The sequence below is a fragment of the Curtanaerobium respiraculi genome (assembly GCF_024609215.1).
Taxonomy (GTDB): Bacteria; Actinomycetota; Coriobacteriia; order Coriobacteriales; family Eggerthellaceae; genus Curtanaerobium; species Curtanaerobium respiraculi.
Genome location: NZ_JANIPD030000034.1, coordinates 175,528 through 196,806 on the forward strand (window position 1 = coordinate 175,528; position 21,279 = coordinate 196,806).

Annotated in this window: 19 protein-coding genes; 3 read left to right on the plus strand and 16 right to left on the minus strand. The window is 62.5% G+C overall.

What is annotated here, in order from left to right:
* Positions 1-32 precede the first annotated feature (32 nt).
* The 12 genes from NOV21_RS08645 to NOV21_RS08700 form a co-directional block, all read right to left on the minus strand.
* Positions 33-1,418, minus strand: a complete 1,386-nt coding sequence (locus NOV21_RS08645; protein WP_283170644.1) for an aldehyde dehydrogenase — start codon at positions 1,416-1,418, stop codon at positions 33-35.
* Between the two features lie 29 nt (positions 1,419-1,447).
* Positions 1,448-2,716 carry an iron-containing alcohol dehydrogenase gene (locus tag NOV21_RS08650; RefSeq protein ID WP_283170645.1) on the minus strand — a complete coding sequence of 423 codons (1,269 nt, stop codon included), beginning with the start codon at positions 2,714-2,716 and terminating at the stop codon, positions 1,448-1,450.
* Between the two features lie 31 nt (positions 2,717-2,747).
* Positions 2,748-4,421, minus strand: a complete 1,674-nt coding sequence (locus tag NOV21_RS08655; RefSeq protein WP_283170646.1) for an AMP-binding protein — start codon at positions 4,419-4,421, stop codon at positions 2,748-2,750.
* A 20-nt stretch (positions 4,422-4,441) separates the two neighbouring features.
* A complete protein-coding gene (locus NOV21_RS08660; RefSeq protein ID WP_283170647.1) occupies positions 4,442-4,993 on the minus strand; it encodes a helix-turn-helix domain-containing protein in 552 nt (183 codons plus the stop codon).
* A gap of 93 nt (positions 4,994-5,086) precedes the next feature.
* On the minus strand, positions 5,087-5,944 hold the full coding sequence (locus NOV21_RS08665) for a MurR/RpiR family transcriptional regulator (protein ID WP_283170648.1): 858 nt from the start codon (positions 5,942-5,944) through the stop codon (positions 5,087-5,089).
* Positions 5,945-6,059: 115 nt separating this feature from the next.
* The gene (locus NOV21_RS08670) at positions 6,060-7,343 is read right to left on the minus strand and encodes an MFS transporter (RefSeq protein ID WP_283170649.1); all 1,284 of its coding nucleotides are present in this window, start codon (positions 7,341-7,343) and stop codon (positions 6,060-6,062) included.
* Between the two features lie 31 nt (positions 7,344-7,374).
* A complete protein-coding gene (gene rhaD, locus NOV21_RS08675) occupies positions 7,375-8,205 on the minus strand; it encodes a rhamnulose-1-phosphate aldolase (RefSeq protein ID WP_283170650.1) in 831 nt (276 codons plus the stop codon).
* A gap of 59 nt (positions 8,206-8,264) precedes the next feature.
* Positions 8,265-9,686, minus strand: a complete 1,422-nt coding sequence (locus NOV21_RS08680) for a hypothetical protein (protein WP_283170651.1) — start codon at positions 9,684-9,686, stop codon at positions 8,265-8,267.
* A 109-nt stretch (positions 9,687-9,795) separates the two neighbouring features.
* Positions 9,796-11,280 (minus strand): rhamnulokinase, encoded by a 1,485-nt coding sequence (locus tag NOV21_RS08685; RefSeq protein WP_283170652.1) that lies wholly within the window; start codon positions 11,278-11,280, stop codon positions 9,796-9,798.
* Positions 11,281-11,537: 257 nt separating this feature from the next.
* Positions 11,538-12,617, minus strand: coding sequence for a hypothetical protein (locus tag NOV21_RS08690; RefSeq protein WP_283170653.1), 1,080 nt, complete (start codon positions 12,615-12,617; stop codon positions 11,538-11,540).
* Positions 12,614-13,093, minus strand: coding sequence for an RNA polymerase sigma factor (locus NOV21_RS08695; protein WP_283170654.1), 480 nt, complete (start codon positions 13,091-13,093; stop codon positions 12,614-12,616). The genes NOV21_RS08690 and NOV21_RS08695 overlap by 4 nt, the downstream gene beginning before the upstream one ends.
* Positions 13,094-13,130: 37 nt before the next feature.
* Complete coding sequence (locus tag NOV21_RS08700) at positions 13,131-13,634, minus strand: hypothetical protein (RefSeq protein WP_283170655.1); 504 nt, start codon at positions 13,632-13,634, stop codon at positions 13,131-13,133.
* Positions 13,635-14,005: 371 nt separating this feature from the next.
* On the opposite strand from NOV21_RS08700, the gene NOV21_RS08705 reads away from it, so the two are divergent.
* Positions 14,006-15,223, plus strand: coding sequence for an MFS transporter (locus NOV21_RS08705; protein ID WP_283170656.1), 1,218 nt, complete (start codon positions 14,006-14,008; stop codon positions 15,221-15,223).
* 47 nt (positions 15,224-15,270) lie between these two features.
* Here NOV21_RS08705 and NOV21_RS08710 read toward each other — a convergent pair whose 3' ends face one another.
* The 4 genes from NOV21_RS08710 to hypB form a co-directional block, all read right to left on the minus strand.
* Positions 15,271-15,816 (minus strand): TetR family transcriptional regulator, encoded by a 546-nt coding sequence (locus NOV21_RS08710; protein ID WP_283170657.1) that lies wholly within the window; start codon positions 15,814-15,816, stop codon positions 15,271-15,273.
* 123 nt (positions 15,817-15,939) lie between these two features.
* Complete coding sequence (locus NOV21_RS08715; protein ID WP_283170658.1) at positions 15,940-16,281, minus strand: hydrogenase maturation nickel metallochaperone HypA; 342 nt, start codon at positions 16,279-16,281, stop codon at positions 15,940-15,942.
* Positions 16,282-16,378: 97 nt separating this feature from the next.
* Positions 16,379-17,527 (minus strand): 4Fe-4S dicluster domain-containing protein, encoded by a 1,149-nt coding sequence (locus NOV21_RS08720; RefSeq protein ID WP_283170659.1) that lies wholly within the window; start codon positions 17,525-17,527, stop codon positions 16,379-16,381.
* Positions 17,528-17,610: 83 nt separating this feature from the next.
* Positions 17,611-18,303 carry a hydrogenase nickel incorporation protein HypB gene (gene hypB, locus NOV21_RS08725; protein WP_283170691.1) on the minus strand — a complete coding sequence of 231 codons (693 nt, stop codon included), beginning with the start codon at positions 18,301-18,303 and terminating at the stop codon, positions 17,611-17,613.
* A 283-nt stretch (positions 18,304-18,586) separates the two neighbouring features.
* Between hypB and NOV21_RS08730 the strand changes: the two genes are divergently transcribed.
* Together NOV21_RS08730 and NOV21_RS08735 are read left to right on the plus strand one after the other, a co-directional pair.
* On the plus strand, positions 18,587-19,579 hold the full coding sequence (locus NOV21_RS08730) for a hypothetical protein (protein ID WP_283170660.1): 993 nt from the start codon (positions 18,587-18,589) through the stop codon (positions 19,577-19,579).
* A gap of 159 nt (positions 19,580-19,738) precedes the next feature.
* Positions 19,739-21,193, plus strand: coding sequence for a flavin monoamine oxidase family protein (locus NOV21_RS08735; protein WP_283170661.1), 1,455 nt, complete (start codon positions 19,739-19,741; stop codon positions 21,191-21,193).
* Positions 21,194-21,279: the final 86 nt, after the last annotated feature.

Consider the following 21,279-nt stretch of genomic DNA (forward strand, 5'->3'; position numbering starts at 1 on the left):
ACGGCCGGAACCGCCCCCCTTACCCGCTCATGCTAGTGCAAAAGCATGCGGATTATCTTGATGTTGAGGGGTCTGTACGGCTGGTTGCGCATGGGCATGTCGATCCAGGTGTACTTCTTCATGATGCTCTTCTCGTGGCTGAACGTCTCGAAGCTCTTCTTGCCATGGTAGCTGCCCATGCCGCTTGCGCCCACGCCGCCGAAACCCATCTCCGGCGTGGCAAGATGCACGATGGTGTCGTTGATGCAGCCGCCTCCGAACGAGGTGTAGGCCAGCCAGCGCTCCTGCAGGGCGCGGTCCTCGGTGAACAGATAGCCGGCAAGGGGCTTCGGGCGCTCGCGCACGAACGCCTCGGCCTCGTCGAAGCCGTCGTAGGCGAGGATCGGGAGCACGGGGCCGAAGATCTCCTCGCCCATGATCGGGTCGTCGGGCGTCACGCCGTCCATGACCGTGGGCTCGATCTGCAGCGTATCGGGATTGCCCGTGCCGCCGCGCACCACCTTGTCCCGCGAGGCGTCGATGAGCCCCATGATGCGGTCGTAGTGCTTGCGGTTCACGATCCTTCCGTAGTCGGGGTTGGCGAAGGCGTTTGCCCCGTACATGGCCGTGATCTCCGAATTCAGGGCCTCGACGAACCGGTCGTGGATGCGCTGGTCGACGAGGGCGTAATCGGGGGCGACGCAGGTCTGCCCCAGGTTCAGGTATTTCCCGAACGCGATGCGCGAGGCGGACACCCGCAAGTTGCATTTCGCGTCCACCACCGCGGGGCTCTTGCCGCCCAGCTCGAGCGACACCGGGGTGAGGTGCGCGGCGGCCTTCTCCATCACCAGCTTGCCCACCCCCACGCTGCCGGTGAAGAAGATGCGGTCGAATTCCGTTTCGAGCAGCGCGGTGTTCTCGGCGCGGCCGCCCTCCACGATCGCCACGTAGTTGGGGTCGAAGCACTCCTCGACGATGTCGCGCAGCACGGCGCTGCTCGCCGGGGCATACGCCGAGGGCTTCAGCACGACGCAGTTGCCCGCGGCAAGCGCGCCCGCCAAGGGCTCGAGCGTGAGCAGGAACGGGTAGTTCCACGGCGCCATGATCAGCACGATCCCGTAGGGCTCCTGCACGGTGAAGCTCTTCGCCGCGAAATTCGCCAGGTGCGTGGGCACCGTGCGGGGCTTGCTCCATCCGCGCACGTGCGCGATCTGATGGCGGATCTCGTCCCGCGAGAGCCCCAGCTCGCCGATGTAGCTTTCCGACGCGGATTTGCCCAAGTCCTTCTTGAGCGCGTCGCAGATGTCCCCCTCGTGCTCTATGACGGATCGGCGCAGGCGTTCGAGCGCCTGCACGCGATAGGTGACGTCGAAGGTCAGACGGCTCTCGAAGAACGCCCGCTGGCGTTTGACGAGTTCGGCGATGTGCTTTGCATCCATGGGTTCTCCCACCTTTCCCGGAACGCCTGCTAGGCTCCGAATCCCATTCGCTTGCCCGCAACCACGTAATACATCCCCGCCAGCTCCCGTGCGTCCATCTCGACGGGTACGGGGTACAGCGGATTGCTTTCCGCATCGGCATGGGCGGCCATCAGGGGGATATCCGCCTCCTTGATGCCCTCGACGTAGCGCGGGATGTCCATGCGGCGGTTCATGTCGTCGATCCAATCGATGAAATTGGCGGCGGCGATCGTGTCGGTCGCCTGGGGGCCGATGCCGCAGATCCGCGCGAGCCTCGCCAGCTGCGGGGCGCATGCCTTGCCGTACGCGCGCAGGAAATGCGGCAGGATGATCGCGTTCGCCAGCCCGTGCGGGATGCCGTACTGGCCGCCCAGGCTGTGCGCCACGCCGTGCACGTAGCCGACGTAGCTTTGCGTGAAGGCGATGCCGGCGCAATACGACGCGTACAGCATCTTCGCGCGAGCCTCCTCGTCGTGCCCGTCCTCGTATGCGCGGAGCAGGTGGTCGTGGATCAGCTTGACCGCCGTCTCGCTCTTCTCGCGCGTGTAGGCGCTGGTGCTATGGCCGATGTACGCCTCGACCGCATGCGTGAGCGCATCCATGCCCGTGGTGCTGGTGATGTGCTTCGGCAGGCTGAAGGTGACGCGCGCATCGTGCACCGCGTATTTCGGAATCAGGCAGAAATCGTTGATGGGGTATTTGTAGTGGGTCTCGGAATCGGTGATGACCGCGGCGACGGTCACCTCGGATCCGGTGCCCGCCGTGGTCGGGACGGCGAAAAGCGGCGGGATGGGGACGAGGATCTTCAGCAGTCCGCGCATCTGGGGGATCTTCTGCCGGGGCTTCGCGATGCGCGCGCCGACCGCCTTCGCGCAGTCCATGGCGCTTCCGCCGCCGAAGCCGACGATGGCCTGGCATCGGTTGTCCAGATACAGCTCGCGGGCGGCTTCCACGTTGGCGATCGTGGGGTTTGCCACGGTGTCGGCGTAGACGACCGCCTCGATGCCCGCATCCTCGAACGAGCGGAGCATCGGTTCCATCAGCCCGAGTTCGGCAATGCCCGGGTCGGTCACCACCAGCACGCCGCGGTACCCCTTCTCGGAGCACACGTCGGAGATGCGCTCCATGTCGGTGAGGATCTCGGGTTCTCGGTACGGAAGCGCCGGCAACGCCGCGCGAAACGCCTTCTGAAACGTTCGACAGTAGGCTGCCCGTGCAGGATTCATACATGCCCCTTCCATCGGATGGCTCTTCCCGTCCAGTATACCCGTATTCATGGGAAAGGACCCCTTCACGGGGCCCTCGGAATCAATCGACGATGCCGTCGTTGGTGCGGATGAGCTTCCGCTTGATCTTGCCGCCCACCGTCTTGGGCAGCTCGTCGACGTATTCCACGATGCGCGGGTATTTGTAGGGCGCCGTCGTGCGCTTCACATGGTTCTGCAGTTCCTTGGTCAGCTCGGGCGTCCCCTCGTAGCCCTGGGCGAGCACGATGGTGGCCTTCACGACCTTCCCGCGGATGGGGTCGGGTGCTGCCGTGACCGCGCATTCGATGACCGCGGGATGCGCCACCAGGGCGCTTTCGACCTCGAAGGGCCCGATGCGGTACCCCGAGCATTTTATGACGTCGTCGTTGCGGCCCACGAAGCTGTAGTAGCCGTCCGGGTCGCGCCAGGCCATGTCGTGCAGGTTGTAGTAGTCGCCGCCGACGGCCTCCTGCGTGCGGGCGGGGTCGCCGCAGTACCCCACGAACAGCCCGGGGGGATAGGCATCCTTCAAGCGGGTCACGCAGATCGCGCCCTCCTCGCCGTCGGGCACCTCCCCGCCCCGGTCGTCGAGCAGATCGATGTTCAGCAGAGGGCTGGGCTTGCCCATGCTGCCCGGATGCGGCTCGATCCACGGGAAGTTGGCGATCAGCACGGGGCCCTCGCTCTGGCCGAAGCCCTCGCGGATCTTCTTGCCCGTCAGCCGCTCCCACTGGACGGTGACCTCGGCGTTCAGCGGTTCGCCCGCCGTCGCGAAATTCTGGATGCTCGACAGGTCGAAGCTCGCGACGTCCTCCTGCAGCATGAAGCGGTACATGGTCGGCGGGGCGCAGAACGTGGCAAGCTGGTAATCCTGCATAACCTGCAACAGCTTCGCCGGAACGAACTTCTCCATGTCGTAGCAGAACACGGTTGCACCCGCCAGCCATTGGCCGTAGATCTTGCCCCAGCCGAACTTCGCCCAACCGCTTTCCGTCACGCTCATGTGGAGCTTGTCTTCCTGCACCTGCTGCCAGTACTTCGCCGTGATGATATGGCCCAGAGGGTGCTTGAAGCTATGCTCGACCGCCTTCGCGTTGCCCGTGGTGCCGCTGGTGAAATACATCAGCATGATGTCGTCGATCCGGGTGGCCGCGTCGCCTTCGGGACGTTTCCATTCACTGCTCTCGCCGGCTATGAGGTCGTCGAAGAACCTCCACCCCTCGCGCCGCCCCGCGACTGTGATGCGCTGGCGCACGCTGGGCGCGTCGGCGAGCGCCGCGTCCACCTGGTCGCAGACGTAGTCGTCGTCCACGCACACCAACGCCTCGACCTTGGCCAGGTTGCACCGGTAGGCGATGTCTTTCTTGGTCAGCTGCACGGTGGCGGGAACGATCGTGGCGCCGATCTTGCACAGCGCCATGGCGCACACCCAGTACTCCCAGCGGCGTCGGAGGATCATCAGCACGACATCGCCCTTGCGGATGCCCAGCCTCCAAAACGCGTTCGCCGCTTTGTTGGACAGGCGCGATATATCGGCGAACGTGAACTCCTCGTGACCGTCGTCGTCATCGATCCAGACCAGCGCCTTCTTATCGGGCTCGACGCGCGCCCACTCGTCCACGACGTCGTAGGCGAAGTTGAAGTTCTCCGGCACGTCGATCTTGAAGTTCTCGAAGAAATCCTCGTAGGAGTCGAACTCGATGCGGGGGCAGTACTTTTTCAGAAGGTAATCCACGGTTGTTCCTTTGGGGCGGTCTACTCGGTGATGAAGGTGAGGAATTTCGTGGGCACGTCGCCATGGCAGCGCTGCCCATGCAGGTGGGTGGGATCGAAATAGGCGGAATCGCCCGTGTCGAGGATGTACTCGCGCCCGTCGTATGTGAGCACGAGGGAGCCTTCCACCACGTAGTTGAACTCCTGACCCTCATGCGTCACCAACGCCGCCGGCTCGTCGGAAGGATCCAGCGTGACCAGGAGCGGCTGCATGATCTTCCGCGAGAAACGCCAGGCCAGGTCCTCGAAGTGATAGCCGGGGAGGCGGTTCACCTCGCGGCCGGTGCCGCTTTTGACCACCTGGATGGTGTCGAGGCGCGTCTCGCCCCCCGTGAGGATCTCGGTGAATTCGACTCCGAATTTCTGGGCCATGTGGTAGATGGCGGAGATGGGCACGTCGGCGCCGGTCTCCTCCCAGGTGGTGTACGTTTCGACATCGACGCCGAGCTCCTGCGCCATCGAATGGCGCGACACCTCGCATGCCTCGCGCAGGCCGCGGATGCGATCGCCGAGCTCTTTGAAATCCGGTTCCACGAAATCCCCCTTCTTGCCGGGATGCATGATTCCGTGCAGTGTACACCACTTTAGTATGCGCTAGCGCTCCTTAACGCAATCGCCACGTTGCGCCTACTCCTTGAGGGCGTGCCGGACCGAGCGGCTGTACTGCCGCAGCGACTCGGGGGCCGAATCATTGGAATGCAGGAGGAGCTGCGTGATGATCTCCCCCACGAAGTTGAGGGAGTTATGGGAGAGCACCACCCCGTCGGCGAAGATCTGGTCGCGGACCGATACGGTGATTACATGCCCCGCACGCCGCGCCGCGGGCGAGAGGCCGTCGCCGGTGAGCAGCGCCGTGCGGATCGCCTCGTCGTCGGCGATGTCGAATATAGCCTCCAGCCGCTTCGATCTGCCTGAGTTCGATACCAGCAGGATGCAGTCCCTGCCGGTGAGGGTCGGCGTGAGGGCTATGGCGGAGTCCGAGGAGGCGGGCGCGATGGCGCGCACCCCCGCATGGGAGAGCTTTATGGCGAGCATCTGGGCGAACGCCAGCGACGTGCCCACGCCTGCCACGAGGACGGAATCGGCGCTCCGGATCATGTCCACGATAGCGGAGAGCTCGTCGAGGTCCAGTTGGGCGACGGTGTCTTCGAGCTCCGCCTCCTTCTGGTCGAGGATGAAGCGGACCGATGCCTCCATGTCGTCGACGGAGATGCCCTGCGGGGAGCCCTCCTCCCCCGAGACGGCCTTCGCCGCCTCCTCGCGGGCGAGGGCTATCCGCATCTCGGCGTAGGAATCGTACCCGAGCGCGCGCACGAAGCGGGACACCGTGGTGTTCGACGTCTTCGAGCGTTCAGCCACCTCGCCCGCCATCAGCGTCGAAATCTCGGCGGTTCCGGCGAGGATGAAATCGGCGACGCGCCGCTCCGATTCGGAAAGGCGGTCGTACGCCGCGAGAATCGCCCCCGTAACCGTCGTCTCTACCATCTCAACCTCGTTTCAATCCATGTTCGGACCCTGAGAATATACCGCGATGCCCGCGGGGGCAACGCCCCGCGGGCATCTGCGCCCCTTCGTCAAAAGGACGCGATCGATATGCGGCCTATTCCGCCCGGTTCGCTTCCTCCGCGGCGAAGGTATTGTACCGCTTGCCATGGAACGCCCAGATCGCGGCGGCGAACCCGATGACGCAGAGCAGCGCGAGCAGCGTGAACGCCAACTTGGCGTCGAACGCGACGATCGATGCGGTGAACAGTCCGAAGACGCTGCAGCAGAAGCGCGACACGAACACGATGGTCCCGTTCGCGGTGGTGCGCAGCAGCGTGGGGAAGCATTCCTGCATCCACACCTTCAGGATGCTCTCGAAGGCGAAGGCGGCGCCGCAGCAGTACAGCAGCTGCGTGAGGACGAACGTCGCCGCGCTGAAGCCGAACAGCGGGAACATGGCGTATCCGAGGAGGTAGAGCGCCGCCCCCATGTAGAACAGCGGCATGCGCTTGTCGGTGTCGACGAACTTCATGAACACGAAGTCGAGCAGCGCGCGGGCGGGATACACCAGCATGCAGATGAGCGACGCGGTGGAGACGCTGAGGCCGATCTCGGGGATGTTGGTGGCGACCCATGTGCTGAACTGGCCGAGCGTGTTGGCCGGGACGTTGGTGCCGATGTAGAAGACGATCAACGCGAAGAAGGGGATGGCGTAGCTCCTGTTGCTGACCAGGTCGCCGATACGCCCGCGCTCCTCCTTCGTCGCCTTGCCCGCGAGGCGGTCGCGGTACGCCTGCAGCCACATCTCGGATTCGGGGATGGTCAGGCGCAGCACCAGCACGATCGCCGCCACCACGGAGAGCACGCCGTACATGATGCGCCCGCCGATGAGGCCCCAATCGCCCACGAGGAACCCGGTGGCGTAGGCGACCAGGATGCCGACCACCCACAGGACGTCGGAGAAGCCGAGCATCTTGCCGCGCTTCTCATCGGGCGCCGCCTCCGAGATGGTCGCCAGGGAAACCGGAAGGTCCGCGCCCACGCCGCATCCGATGAGGATCTGCCCTGCGAGCAGCACGGGGAAACTCGACCCGAACGCCACGAGGAGGCAGCCCGTGATGATGAACACCATGGTCGCGGCGAACACCTTGCGGCGGCCGATAAGGTCGCCGATGCGCCCTCCGACGATGGACGCGATGGCGATGCACAGGGTCAGCGCGGATTGAAGGGCGCCGAATTGGATGTTGCTGATCGCGTTGGCGGAATTGGCGAGCGCCGCCTGGTAGATGGTGAGCGCCGTGCCCGATGTGATGATGCAGCTCGAGTCGATGTAGGAAGCCATGCCCGAAACAACCGCGACGTACCACGGGTTCGGCTGCTTTTTCACTAATGATGCCATGAGATGTGCTCCTCTTTCCTTTCCGAGGCTTTTAGCCGATCAACGATTCGTTGATGGATACCCTGAAGTCGCGGCACGTGTCCCTGAGGTCCTGATCGGAGATCTCGTTCAGAAACCGGTCGGATCCGCCGTTCGCGGCGCGTGCCTGCAGGTACAGGGCAGCCGCTTTCTCAACGGTGTGCATGAGGCCGAAGGTGGTGTCGAAGTCGGGGCCGGCGGCGAACAGCCCGTGATGCGCCCATACGATGGCGTCGTATGTTTCCATGAGGAGGCAGCTGGCCTGGGCGATATCCGCCCCGCCCGGAACCATCCACGGCACCACGCCCACGCCCTGCGGGAATACGACCACGCATTCGGTCATCATCTTCCACAGGCGCTGCGTGAACGCCTTATCGTCAAGGGGGACCACGAAGCTCATGGCGATGACCCCCGGCGTGTGCGCATGGTAGATCACGCGGTTGGCGCCGCCCGTGCGCTTCGCCGCGACGCTGTGGTTCATGAAGTGGCTGGGGAACTCGCTGGTCGGCTTCGCACCGCCCAGAAGACCCCATACGATACGGTACGCATCCCCCGCAGGGTTGATCTCCACGATGCCGATATTGCGCGCCGGGTCGCCGGCGACGTTGCGCATGTACTTTCCCGAACCGGTGGTCAGGAAGTACGCGCCCTTGAGGTTGTCGGCCCGGACGCCCATCCCGACCCACGGGCCCGCCTCGGCAAAGAACGGGCGCGATGCCGCGATGTCGCCTTCGGCCATGCGGTAGGTCAGGTTTCCGCCGTTGCGTTCGTGCCAGCCCTGCTTGAAGCCGTCGTCGCACATGCGGCAGAAGCCCTTGACGAAATCCAATTCCTCGACTGCCATTGCTGTTGCATTCCTCTCTATCGCACGCGGGATGCCCCGCGAGTCACCTTGCCGTTCCGTCATCGGCAGACGACGTCCACCGGGATATCGAATATCTTGGCCACTTTCAGGACGGTGTCGATATGGCGTCCCGCTCCTGCGGCGAAATGGTGCGTCGGGCCGCATTCGCACCACCGGTTGTTCCACTCCCGTGCGCCGATGCTGAAGCGGGTGCGCATGTTGGTATCACCGATCTTCAGTATGAGGCCCGGCTCGTTGACGCCCTCCGACACGACGAACCTGAAATGCCCGTCGGCATCCTGCGTGATGCCCAGGAACGTGACCGGGCCCGCCGGCGGATAGAATTGGGTGAGATACCCGCCGCCCGCCTTGCCGTGGAACACCGGCACGATCTTCATGGTCGGCTTCCGCGCTCGGCTTATATCGGCATCGCCCGAGCCGCTGTGGCCGATGACCACGATATCGTCGTCGAAGTCGATGGTGTAGAACTCGGACAGCTGGCCGGTGCCGCAAATGGTCTTCATGATGCTCATCGCTATGGCGACCTTGATATCGCCCTCCACCGCACATGCCGTGCCCTGCTTGATCAGCATGCTGAAAGCCGGGATGAGCATGCTGTCCAACTTGCCGGCAGCGCCCTGCGCGAACCCGTCGTAGTGGCTTGCCACCATGCCAAGCTGCTCGGTTTCGACCCACCTCTCGAACGCGATGACATAGCGCGCCATCTCGCGAATATCGCTCTCCTCGTATTCGCCCAGCACGTCGAACGTCGCGTGGATGTCGTCGACCTTCGCATCTATCGCGGCGTCATCGTCGATGCCGTCGGCGATCGCCCACATCTTCTCCCAATCGAACTGCTTGGTGTAGACGAACATTCGGTTGTACAGGTTGGCCTCGTCGATGTAGAGGTCCATCATCCCGGGATACGGCCGGCCGATCTGGGCGAGGTTCGTGTCGCGGAATCGGCGGCGCACCTGGGCGGCGCGGCACCAATCCTCGATCTCCGCTTGAACCTGCGGGTCTCCCCCTTCGACGACGCCCGTGATGACGGCGTGGCGCTTTCCGGCGCGGTTCAGGTCGGCGACCATCTCGCCCACGGCGCCGCCCGCGTACCCGACCCCCAGCCAATCGGGGATCTCGGCGGTCTTGAAGTCGAGGCGTCGCACCTTCTGCACGTTCACCAAGACGACGGGCACGTTGAGATCGCGCACCGCGGGAAGCATGTTGTACGACGTGGCGTATGTCAGAAGCTGCATGAACACGACATCGACATCCGCCGCGCGAAACGCATCGCCCGCCGCCTGGGACGCCTCCTTGGTCGTGACCAGCCCGCCGTCGACGACCTCCACCGTATCGGGCAATGTCCTCTTGAATGCCTCGTACTGGCCCTCGAATTCCGGCACCAGCTGTGGGAACTGGGGCAAATACGCCCCCAGGGCGATCGAGAAGACGCCCACCCTTGCCTTGGTCTCTACTAGCATGTCGGTCTCACCTTTCTCTTGCTTGCTTTCCATCCGGCTATGGTTTTGTCCGCGAGGGGCGACGATCCGTCGCCATGCGGCTCGGAGCGGGTTTCCCCGCGGGAAGCGCCTATTTGGAGGGGGCTTCCGGTTCGTACACCTTCACCTGGAACGAGCGGGCAACGAGGTCGCGCGCCTGCTGGACGGTGTCCAGCGTTCCGTCCGCGATGAGCTGCACCTCGAAATTCCCGAAGCAGGTCCCCTCGGTAGGCCCCACGTACACGGGAAGGCCGGTTGCTTGCGCCGTCAGCTCGTCAAGGTACTCATCCTGGCCTCCCCCGCCGACGAGGCAGATGGACGTGTAGGTGCGCCCGGTGATCCCCTCGAGCTCGCGCACCGCCTCAGCATAGGAGCGGGAAAGGCTGCAGTAGATGGTGCGCATGATCTCGCCGAGCGTCTGGGGAACGGGCTGGCCCGCTTCCGTGCATGCGGCGCGCAGCTCCTTGATCATGGATATGGGCGCGAGGAAGCGCTCGTCATCGACGTCGACGTAGGCGGTGAACCCGTGAGCGTCGCGGGCAGCTTGGACCATCTCCCCGAAATCGATTCGATGGTCGGCGAGCGCCGTGTTGTCGGTCTTGCCTTCGACGTAATCCACGCCGTTGTATTCGCGCCGCACCGACTGGTTTATCCAGAGCCCCATGATGTTTTTCAGGAACCGATAGCGCTTTCGGAAGCCGCCTTCGTTGGTGAAATTGCACGAGAGGCCGACCGGCGTGGTGATGGGCTCCGCAAGCTCGACCCCGATGAGGCTCCACGTGCCGCTTGAGATGCACACGGAGTCCTCGTCTTTCGCGGGCGCTGCCAGGAACGCGCTGCCCGTGTCATGGCTCGCGACCAATACGACGGCGCTTTGATACCCCACGCGCGCGGCGATCGCGGGCGTGAAGGCGCCCAGCACGGTGCCCGGCATCGTCGGCGTCTCGAAAAGCCGCGCGGGAATCCCGAACGCTTCCAGTATCGTCGGATCCCAATCGCAGGCGCGGGCATCGAGCATGCCCGTCGTGCTGGCGTTGGTGTATTCGTTGACGGCGATCCCCGTGAGGACGAAGTTCAGATAATCGGGCACCATCAGAAACCGCTGCGCCGCCTCCAGCTGATCGGGATGCTCGAGACGCTGCGCGAGGAGCTGATAGATGGTGTTGATGGGATTGCGCTGGATACCGGTGCGCATATAGAGCTCTTCGGCGGGCATGATCTTATCGGCCGCCTCCAGCATGCCCGCGGTGCGGGCATCGCGGTAGGCAACGGTATCCCCCACGATGTCCCCTTCGGCATCAAGCAGCACGTAATCGACGCCCCAGGTATCGATCCCCACGCTTGCCGGCTCCGCCTCGAACGATTCCTTGCACGAAGCCAGTCCGGCGATGACCTCGTCGGCGAGCAATCCGACATCCCAGCAGTCGTGCCCGTTAACGCGGCGCTGGGAGTTCTCGAAACGGTGGACGCACTCGGCGCGGAGCCTGCCATCCTCCACCCATCCGAGGTAGACCCGTCCGCTCGACGCCCCGATATCCACCGCCGCGTAGCATTTCTTTCCCCGCAGATCCACCATGTCGTCCCCTTTAAACCTGCTTGAAAATTGATATCGAAGATTTTAACATCCATGAAAATGATTTTCTTGCCAGATTCGAGAACAACGTTATTGGTTTTTAGCGTTTCCCGATTTCAGGGAAACGATTTTCAATCTTTGGAACTTCCTCCGGAACATCCGAGCGGCGGGTAATCGCCGGCGAACGGCTTCGCCGAGAAGGAGCAGCCCATCGAAGGCGGATTGCCGAGGCGCGGATGCGGTAGGGCAGCGGAGGCGCGCTAGGCGCGGCCATCTCCCCTGCCCTGCCCCAGCCCGTTGCCGCCCTTGCTGCTTTGGCCGGTTCCATCGCAGGTGCCCGCGCCCGTCGCGTCGCCGTTTCCGCCGAACGCGGAGCCAGGGCCCCCGTCGCCCGCGGAGGGGGTCGGCTGCGCATCCCCGTTTCGGGCACGATCGCCTTGGCCGCCTCCCGAACTCTGACCGGCCCTCTGGGCTCCTCTGCCTCCCTGGCCTTGGCCGAGCCCTTGGCCCTGGCCGGCATCCCGGCCGTAGCGCTTGCCATTGCAGCTGCCCGAGCATCCCGCCTCGGACAGGCAGGCCCGCGTGGCCTCCACCAGGTTGCCTTGCTGGGTCTGGTCGTCGGAATCCACCTGGGCGTTGACGTCCCCTTCGCCTAGATACCCGCTCCCCACAAGTTCGGCGACGGCCTCGTCGTACGTCATGCCCTCCAGATGCAGCGATTCGATGTCGACTCCCGATTCGTTGCGGGTCGCGTCGACGCTCACGACGCGGTCGAAGCGGTTGATGCCCAGGGTGATCGACGATTGCGCGGTGATGCTCGCGAACGCGGTCTCGGTGGCGTACAGCGACGTGCCGCCCGCCCCCGCCAGCGCCACGCAAAGCATCGCCGCAACTGCTTTAGCGGCGACGCCCCGATACCAGGGGCGCTTCTTCGAAGGGGCGCGCTTCGCGGCGGGCACCGCAGCATCGGGCAGCGCTGCTTCGGCACGCGGTCCGCGTCTCCTCCGATCGGCATCCTTCGCAACGGACGCCAGGGGACGGGTTTCCCGCGCGTCGACACCCGATGAGGCAAGCATCTCGGGGCGGACGTTGTCGAAACCGCGACCGTCATCAGCGCGCGACGCAACGGGCGCGGCAACGCAAGGATCCTCCGCCCGAGCCTCTTCCGTTTCTCCAAAGGCGCCCTTGGGCGTTTCCCCTTCATCGTCGCAGAAGGAGGGGGAACGCATGCCCCCGGATGCCCTGGCGGCCCGGACGGCCGCCATCGTGGACGACCGCAATCCGTCGCTCACGCGCACTTCTGCGAAAGCGGAGCGAATGGCTTCATCGAGTTCCGTCATCGCACGAGCACCTCCTTCAGCTTCTTCTTGCCCCGCGCAATGAGCGAGTACACGGTGTTTTCCGATTTGCCCATAAAGCGGGCGACGTCTCGGGCGGGATATCCTTCGACCACCGAAAGGAGGATGGCGGTCCGCTGGTCGACGGATAGCTCGGCGAGCGCATCCTGCATGGCCATGCGTTGGGCGATTCGCTCATCTTCGGGCGGGATCGAGGGGTCGGAGATCGCATCGAGGGCGACGTCGCGCTCCGACGCGCGGCGAAGCCGATCGCGCGAAAGGTTGATGGCGACGCGCAGAAGCCATGCCTTGCGATGGCCTTCGCCGTTGAAGGGCTCGTCGCGGGAGGCGTATCGAAGGAAGACGTCCTGGAACGCATCTTCGGCCTCGTGCGTGCGGGGGAGCACGGCGCGGCAGGCGCGGAGCACCGCGTCGCCGTACCGCGTGATAGCCTGTTCGATATCGTCATCAGATCGCATTGCGCTCCCGCTCTACCGGAACGTCGGATCGCCCGAATCAGCGACCGCCATGAAAGCCGCTGCCTCCGCGATCCTGCCGACCCGCACCGCCGCCTACGCCCGCATTGTCGCAGACCCCGTCGCCGTTGGAGTCCACGAACCCACGACCGAAGCCGCCTCCGCTGCCATTGGCGGCATTGTCGCAGACCCCGTCGCCATCCTCATCGATGAAGCCGGCGCCCCAGCCGAATCCGGCACCGTTCGGACCGCGGACTCCAGCGCGCATTCCTTGCCCGGCATTGTCGCAGATTCCATCGCCGTCGGCATCCACGAACGAGGCGCGCACCATCGCCGCCGCTCGATCGCACGCGCCATCCCTGTCAGCATCTATGAAATTGGCGGCGCGGCCCTCCCACGGTGCCGCCGCGTTGCCGGTTTGCGCATCGCGGCCATCCGCATACCCGCCGTCAGGCCCGCCCGCTGCAAATGCGGCCTGGGCTCCGACAAGCGCAACGAATGCGCATGTTGCCGCGAGAGCGGCCGCTTTCTTCTTCGCACTCATGATGTATCCCTTCCCCTGGTCTTGATATCTCGCTCTAAGAGGCCCCTTTACCTATAAAACGAATGAGCGCCGCGAATCCTTGCATCCGAATCGGAGATTATCCGACTATCCGGTTCCTCATGGGGATTATCGGGAAAGGGAGCCAACGCGACCGCGCTCAACTATCGCGTCGCGTTCGTGCCCGCGATTCCCCCGCCGATGACTTCCAGTTCTACCTGATCGACGGGTCCATCGTTTCGGACAATGTGGAAATCGATGCGCTGCAAACTATTGACAAACCATTGACACGGGCTTCGCATACTCCGACCATAATCCGGTGAAGCTCACTGCGACGCTGAAATAACCAACCCAACGCTGAGGGAACCGAGGGGGTGCTCCAAACGAGCGATCAATCAAGCGCATCATCCGTGAAGCCGTACGCCTTCATCGTGTCGTTCGGCGTGGTCAGCATGCTCATGGACACCGTGTACGAAGGGGCCCTTGCCGTGCAGGGCCCGCTTCTGGCATCGCTGGGAGCCTCCGCGTTCATCGTGGGGCTGGTCTCGGGCCTGGGCGAGGCAACCGCGCTTGCAGGGCGGTTGTTCTCCGGCCCGCTCGCCGACCGGACGGGGAGGTACTGGACGTTCGCCATCCTGGGATATGCGGCGACGGCGCTCGCAGTGCCTGCGATGGGGTTCGTCGGCAGCCTCGTCGGCGTTTCCGCGTTGGTGATATTCGAGCGGTTTGGGAAGAGCCTGCGGACGCCCAGCCGCGATGCGATGCTCAGCCACGCCGCCAGCGCGGTGGGCCGTGGCAAAGGATTCGCGCTGCACGAGGTGATGGACCAGATCGGCGCCGTGGGAGGCCCCTTGGCGGTTGCGGCGCTCCTGTCGGCAACCGGCAACGACTACCGTGTCGCGCTGGGTCTGCTCATCATCCCGGGCATCATCGCCATCGGCGTGCTGCTGGCGCTGAGGCACCGGGTTCCGAACCCCGCGGTATACGAGAACGCCGATAACGCGTCACCCGGGACGTCGAAGCCCGCTGGGCTTCCCCGCCTCCCCCGCATATTTTGGACATACACGCTCACCTGCGGCATCATGCTCGTCGGGGTTGCCACGTTCGGGGTCATCTCCTTCCACATGGTCTCAACCGGCTTGGCGGATGATGCGCTCGTGCCCGTTCTGTACGCGGTTGCGATGGGGGTGGATGCCGTCTTCGCGGCGATCACCGGCACGCTGTACGATAAATTCGGGCCGCGCGTGCTGCTCGCGCTCCCATTCGTCTGCGCATCCATCCCCTTCCTCGCATACACGCAGAGCCTCGCGTTCGTCATCGCGGGAATCGCGCTTTGGGGCGCCAGCTTGGGAATCCAGGAATCCACCATGCGCGCCGCTGTTGCGGGACTCGTCCCCTCGAATCAGCGTGCCAGCTCGTACGGCATGTTCTCGGTCGTCATCGGCATAGGGCAGCTGGCCGGCGGCATCGCGGCGGGTGCCCTGTACGAGATTTCCCCCGCCGCCATCATCGTATTCTCCTGCATCGTGGAAGCCGTGGCGTTCACGCTCCTCATCTCGGCCCTCCGCCGCTCCGAATCCAACCGCAACTGATGGACGGATTGGAAAGGGATCATCGAGCGGTCGCGGAACGCCTTTCCCTACTCCGGAAGCCAATAGTGCTTCAGGGTTTCGGGCATGAGCTCGTAGAGCTTGTCGGCGGCTTCATCGGCGGTCAGATCATACGAACCGCCCAGGATCCACTTCTTGTACATGTAGCTGATGCCGTAGCAGAACACGTCGAGCTGCAGATCCTCCGCCGAGGTCAAACCCTTGCCGTCGCGGTTCATCATCGTGATCATGACCACGATCTGCTTCGAGTAGCTGTATATGTAGTTCTCGAACGAATTGATCCCGCTGGTGCGGAAGTTGCCCTTCAGCAGCCGGAGCTCGGTCTCCCCCGCGCTGTACAGGTTGAAATACAGATCGCGGTAGTTCGTGCAGTCGCCCACGTGCAGGAACCGGTCGAGCAGGTCCTTGTAGTTGCTGTTCATCACGTCGTACTTGTCTTTGAAGTAGCGGTAGAACGTGGCCTTGCTGACCTCGGCCTCCTCGATGATGTCCGCAACGGTGATGTCCTCGAAAGGCCGAACCTCGATGAGCCGGTTGAACGCATCGATGATGGCGTGGTACGTGCGCTTGACCATAGGCGGGCTGCTCCAATGTGAGACATTTTTTCTATGATGTCTCACATTGTAACCCGATTCCATGCACCGAATGCAGCGGAATAGGCCATGCTTGAACCCGCCGGCGAAAAAGCCCCGCCGATCCTATGCGATCTCGATATCCCGGATGATGAATTCGTTCCCGTTGAAGATCTTGAAACTCGAGCTTCCGCATTCGGGGCAGACGAGAGTCTCTTTCCGCTTGAGATCCATCGGATACACGAGGAGGCAATCCGTGCACTGAGCCCGCATGGGAACTTTAACCAAATGGAGAGAGGCCCCTTCCGCAATCGTGCCGCGCGCAAGGTATTGGAAGCAGCTTTCCATCAGGGAGTCGACCACATCGTGCAGCTCACCGACCACCAACGTGATGCCAAGCACGCGATCGGCTTGCTCCCTCGATGCGTATTCGATGACCTTGTCGACTACGCTATTCACTATAGACATCTCGTGCACGGCGCGCCTCCATACAGGCATTCAAAGAAGCGGGCGCTCACAGCAGATTGAGATGCGCCCGCTGTGGAATTCGGAACGACTGGGATGGTTAATCTGCAAGGGCGCCTTTGGCGCGGCGGTTGTCCTCCATAATGCGGTAGGTCTCCCAAACGCTTTGCGGATATTCGGCGAGCTGGTCTTCGGGCTTTCGAACCAGGATGCGCGCGCCTTGGGGGCAATTGATAACGCAGAGACCGCATCCTATGCATGGCCCATTCAAGGCAGGGTAGCCGCTCTCATCGAACTCGAGCACCTTCATGGTGCACTTCTCGATGCAAGTTCCGCACTGGACGCACTTCGATGAGTCGAAGGCTATTTCGTAATTCGTGACGGCGTCGGCGGCATCGCCCGGCCAGTTCTTCAGCGCGGGAAGAATCCCGCAATGGCAGACGTTGCACTGGCAGATGATCTCATTGTCCTTCGCATAGGTGGTCTGGATCGCAAGGTCGTTGGCTATCCCCCGACGCAGGACCCCCTCCGCCTGTTCCAGGGTGATTTCCTCCCCCAAATTCATATCGTCCAGATAGAAGTCCGCCATTTTATCGGTCTGGAGGCAAACGCCTTTGGGGTGATCGCAATTATGCTGACCCAAGTTATCGCGCACCGCGTCCAGGCAAGCGCACGGCGAGAGGCAGAACCTCCGATGGGACTTCAATTTCTCGAAAATATCGTCCTCGGGCAACAGCGCCTCATCTTTTACCAGCTCTTTTCCGGCGGGAACGCACCGATAGAACGGGACGCCCGCGTCGTAGCATATCTGAAGCGTCCCGGTTCCCAGCGTGCCGAACAGAGGGCCGAGCCATGACGGATCCATCGCTTCGCCAGCGTGGAATTCGAAAATGCCATGCGCAGCCGGCGCGTTGTGATACCAGATTTTCCCATCATCGCGCAATTCTCGGTAGATATTCCCCCGCTTGGCGAGATCGGTCAACAGCTCGACCGCCTCCGCGAGATCCATATCTTCTTTGTCGGCAAACCATTCGGGAGTGAAGAAGTCATCCTTCGGCATGTCCATGATATAGAGGGCCTCTTGGGGAGTATAGAAATGCTTCAGCATAGCCAGGTCCGCCCCGGCGGCTTTCATGGTTTCATCGGTCGTCAGATAGCCGAAGCTCAAGCTGTTCACATAGGCGCTGAAATTCCTATACACCTCCTCGATTTCCTCGGCAGTCAATTCTCTCATCAGTTTTGCGCTCATACGTCCTCCTTCCTTGCGCGCACCGCTCTCCCTGGTGCACGCGTCCTCAACCAATAACTACCTCGGAATGGAAATCCATGCGATTACGAGCGAGAAGCAACTGTCTCCTTCCGCGTTTCTTCAAGCCAATCAACAAGGCGGCTGATCCCCTCCCCCGTGCGCGCAGAAGTTTCGAAAAGCCTCAACTCGGGGTTGAGAATGCGCGCCTGCTTCTTCAATGCTGCCATATCGAAATCGGGGTTCATCGGAAGATAGTCTGTTTTCGTGATAACCAGCGCATCGACGATGGCGAACATGGGCGGGTATTTGTACACCTTGTCGTATCCTTCAGGCACCGAAAGCAGCATCAAGCGAGCATGCGCCCCGGTGTCGAAATCCGCAGGGCAAACGAGGTTGCCGATGTTCTCGAGAAAAAGGTAATCGAAATGCTCGTTGCCGAAGGCACCGAAAGCCTTCTTCACCATGTTCATCTCCACATGGCAGATGCCCTTCGTGTTCAATTCGACCGACGCGATACCGGCATGTTTAATCTTCTCGGCATCGACTGTCGACTCAAGATCCGCTTCGATGATTCCGAGCCGAGCGCGACCTTTCAAATGCTTGATGATCTCTAAGAGCAGCGTGGTCTTACCGCCGCCTGGGCTTGCCATCACATCGACGAAGAATGTTCCGCTATCGGCCAACGCGTGCCGGAATGCCATGGCAGCGTTCGAATTATCCGACAGGATATCTTGCTTAACTTCAATAATGCGAGACGTATCCATACCCATCTCCATCGCCAAGCGTTCTGCTATCTCCCAAGACGATGATGGGATACCTTAGAAAAAACGTCCAGAGACGAAGCGCCTAATACGTCTATCTATGAGACTCGGCAAGGGATTAGTCTCATGGATGCCCGCTGCGGCATCCTTCGAACCGAATCGCTCCCGGAGATGGCACCCGATACAGAACGTTGCAAACGTCTCAATCTGATATCTTTCCAGAGCATCGTTTCTCGACAATCGATTTCCCCGCCCGTACGGTTGGACCATTGAAACCATACCGTCGGAGGAGGTCGTTGTGGAATACGATGTCAAGCGCGATGGATATCGCCTGAACTGGGGAGGAAAAATCGGGTACGCGGCGCTCGGCTTCATCTTCGGGCCCATCGGTGTGCTGTTGGATTGGGCGATCGGCCACCGCAAGAAGATGATGGAATGCAGCGCGGAAGCCATCTACCTGGGCTTCATCGGCTGGGCTCTCAGGGAAGTCTGCCAATTCGTCCTGGTCGCCAATGGGCTGACCTTGTTCGGCATACCCGCAGGCGACATGATCATCGGGACCGAAATCACCGGCTGGTCGATTTTCTGGCTGGTCGTATCCATCCTCTTCATCATATTGGGCAGCATGTGGGTGTACGGCATGCGCTTCAAGATGACCCCGGAGGAGAAAGCCACCGTCCTGCCGGGCGACGATTGGATCAAACCGGGCGAAAAGCACCTGCGCTACGATAGCGGCGTCACCATCGATGCGCCCGCTGCGAAAGTGTGGCAGTACGTGAAGCAATCGGGGCAGACCCAGGCAGGCTGGTACAGCTTCGACTGGCTCGAGCGGCTGTTCACCTTCGATATCCACAATCACTACGACATCCACCCCGAGTGGCAAAACCTGAAACCCGGCGACTACCAGTGGTTCCATCAGGCGCCCTGGTCGATCGGCGAATGGGTCACTTACGTCAGCGACGAAGAGCCTTACGGATGGGCGAGCCATTCTGATACCGCAACCGACCCTAGCTATAAGAATCGCGGTCCCAACGGCGAAGCAGCCTTGAAACTTTGGTTCAAACGGTTCTGCTGGACATGGAACTGGCAGGTGAAGAGCGTGCCGGGCGAGCCGGATCGCTGCCGTCTGATCTGGCGCTGCGACTGCACGTTCGACCGTTACCACCGTCTGAACAAGTATTTCGTCGTGTTCATCCTAGGCACCGCCAGCATCGTGATGGGCCGCGGCTATATGAACTGCCTGAAGAATCTTGCCGAGGGACGCATGACCTACCCCGACAGCAAGAAATAGAGGTCAGGGAACTTTGCAGGGGGGACCCTAGGCACTTTCCGAATAAGGTGCTGCACCGATTCTCCAGCGGACTCGAAGAAACCGCGCAGAAGCGAAACACGCGATCCTCCAACTCAAGCTTTCAAGAGAGCGCGCAAGCGCTAAACGAAGGGAGAAACCATGACAACATTCGATCACGAGACCATCATCGTAGGCGCCGGTGCCGCTGGCATGAACTGCGCGCTTGACCTGCAGAAGGCCAACCACGACTACCTGCTGATCGCCGATTACATGGGCGGGCGCATCCTCAACGACACCGGCAGGCACATGAACTACGGCGCGGTGTTCTACTTCGGCAGCTACCGGACCATGCTGTCGAAGGAGCGCGGCATACTGAAGCCGACGACCGACGTCGTCCCCAGCCTGACCGCCGCAGCATGCAACCCCGATGACAGCCGTCAGTGGGGCGCGCTGTCCGCAAAAACCGCAAGCGACCTGCCCAGCCTGTGGCGCTTCGAGAGCTTCATGGTGAACGAGTTCCTGCCGCACTACGAGCAATTCAAGAAGGACTGCGAGATCATGGAGGTGCGCGAGGCCCTGGCGAAGGACCCCTTCATCGACCAGCTGTTCCACGAGACCGCCGCCCAGATGATCGACCGCCTGAACATCAAGCCCATCGCCGACGACCTGGTGAGCATGTTCGCCCACGCCTGCACCGGCACGCCCCCGGCGGAGCTGATGGCGCTCGATTACCTGAACACCGTCCAACCGCTTTCCATGCGGCTGCCGAGCATGCAGCTCGTCATGAGCCTGACCCGCTTCGACTTCGATACGGACGAGATGACGGGCCGGCTCGGCCGGGGAAGCGGCGAGGTGCTGCTCGGCAACCTGGTCACCACTGTCGAAAAGATCCAAGGCGGGTGGAAGGTGACCACCGACGAGGAAGCGGCCTTCACCGCCGAGAACCTCGTCATGGCGACGCCCGCCGATGTGACGGAGCGATTGCTCGAACCGGTGGAGGAGGTGCCGGCATTCAAGGCCCGCAAGGCATGCACGCTCTACGCCTACCTGCTCAAGGGGAAGATCCGCGAGCATTATGCGCATCATGCCGTCCACATCTTCAGCGAGAAGACGCCCATCATCTTCATCTCCACCATGCCCGGCGAGGACATGTACGAGATCTTCACCGAGGTCGATTTCGAGGAAGGGAACCGCATGGAGAAGTACTTCGAGCGTTACGAGATCCAGGGGAGGAAGGCGTGGCCGCGCGCGATGTTCACCGGCCCGACCGAAGCACTGCCCCAGAACCTCGCGCCCGGCCTGATCATGGCGGGCGACCACAACGGCCTGGGCATGGAGCCCGCCGCCATCAGCGGCATCTACGCCGCGAACAAGGTGCTGGGCAAGACCGTGGACGAGAAGCCCGACGCTTACGCGGCGGCGCCCTCCATCCCGTACGCCTCCCCCGCTGGCCCGAAGGGCGCCGAAGAGACATTGCAGGCATATGGCGCGGTCCTCGCCGACTGCGGGCAGCAGGTTGTGTCCGCCGCGAAGAACAACAAGGTTGCCACAGCGGCAGCCGCCGCCGGGGCAGCGGCGGTCGTGGCCGCAGCTGCATTGTCGAAACGCAAGTAGCATAGCATATGCGGGGCTGATAAGCTGATCAGCCCCGCATGCCAGTCGTTAATCGAATCCGCAATTCGCTTCGAAGCCCATCTCCG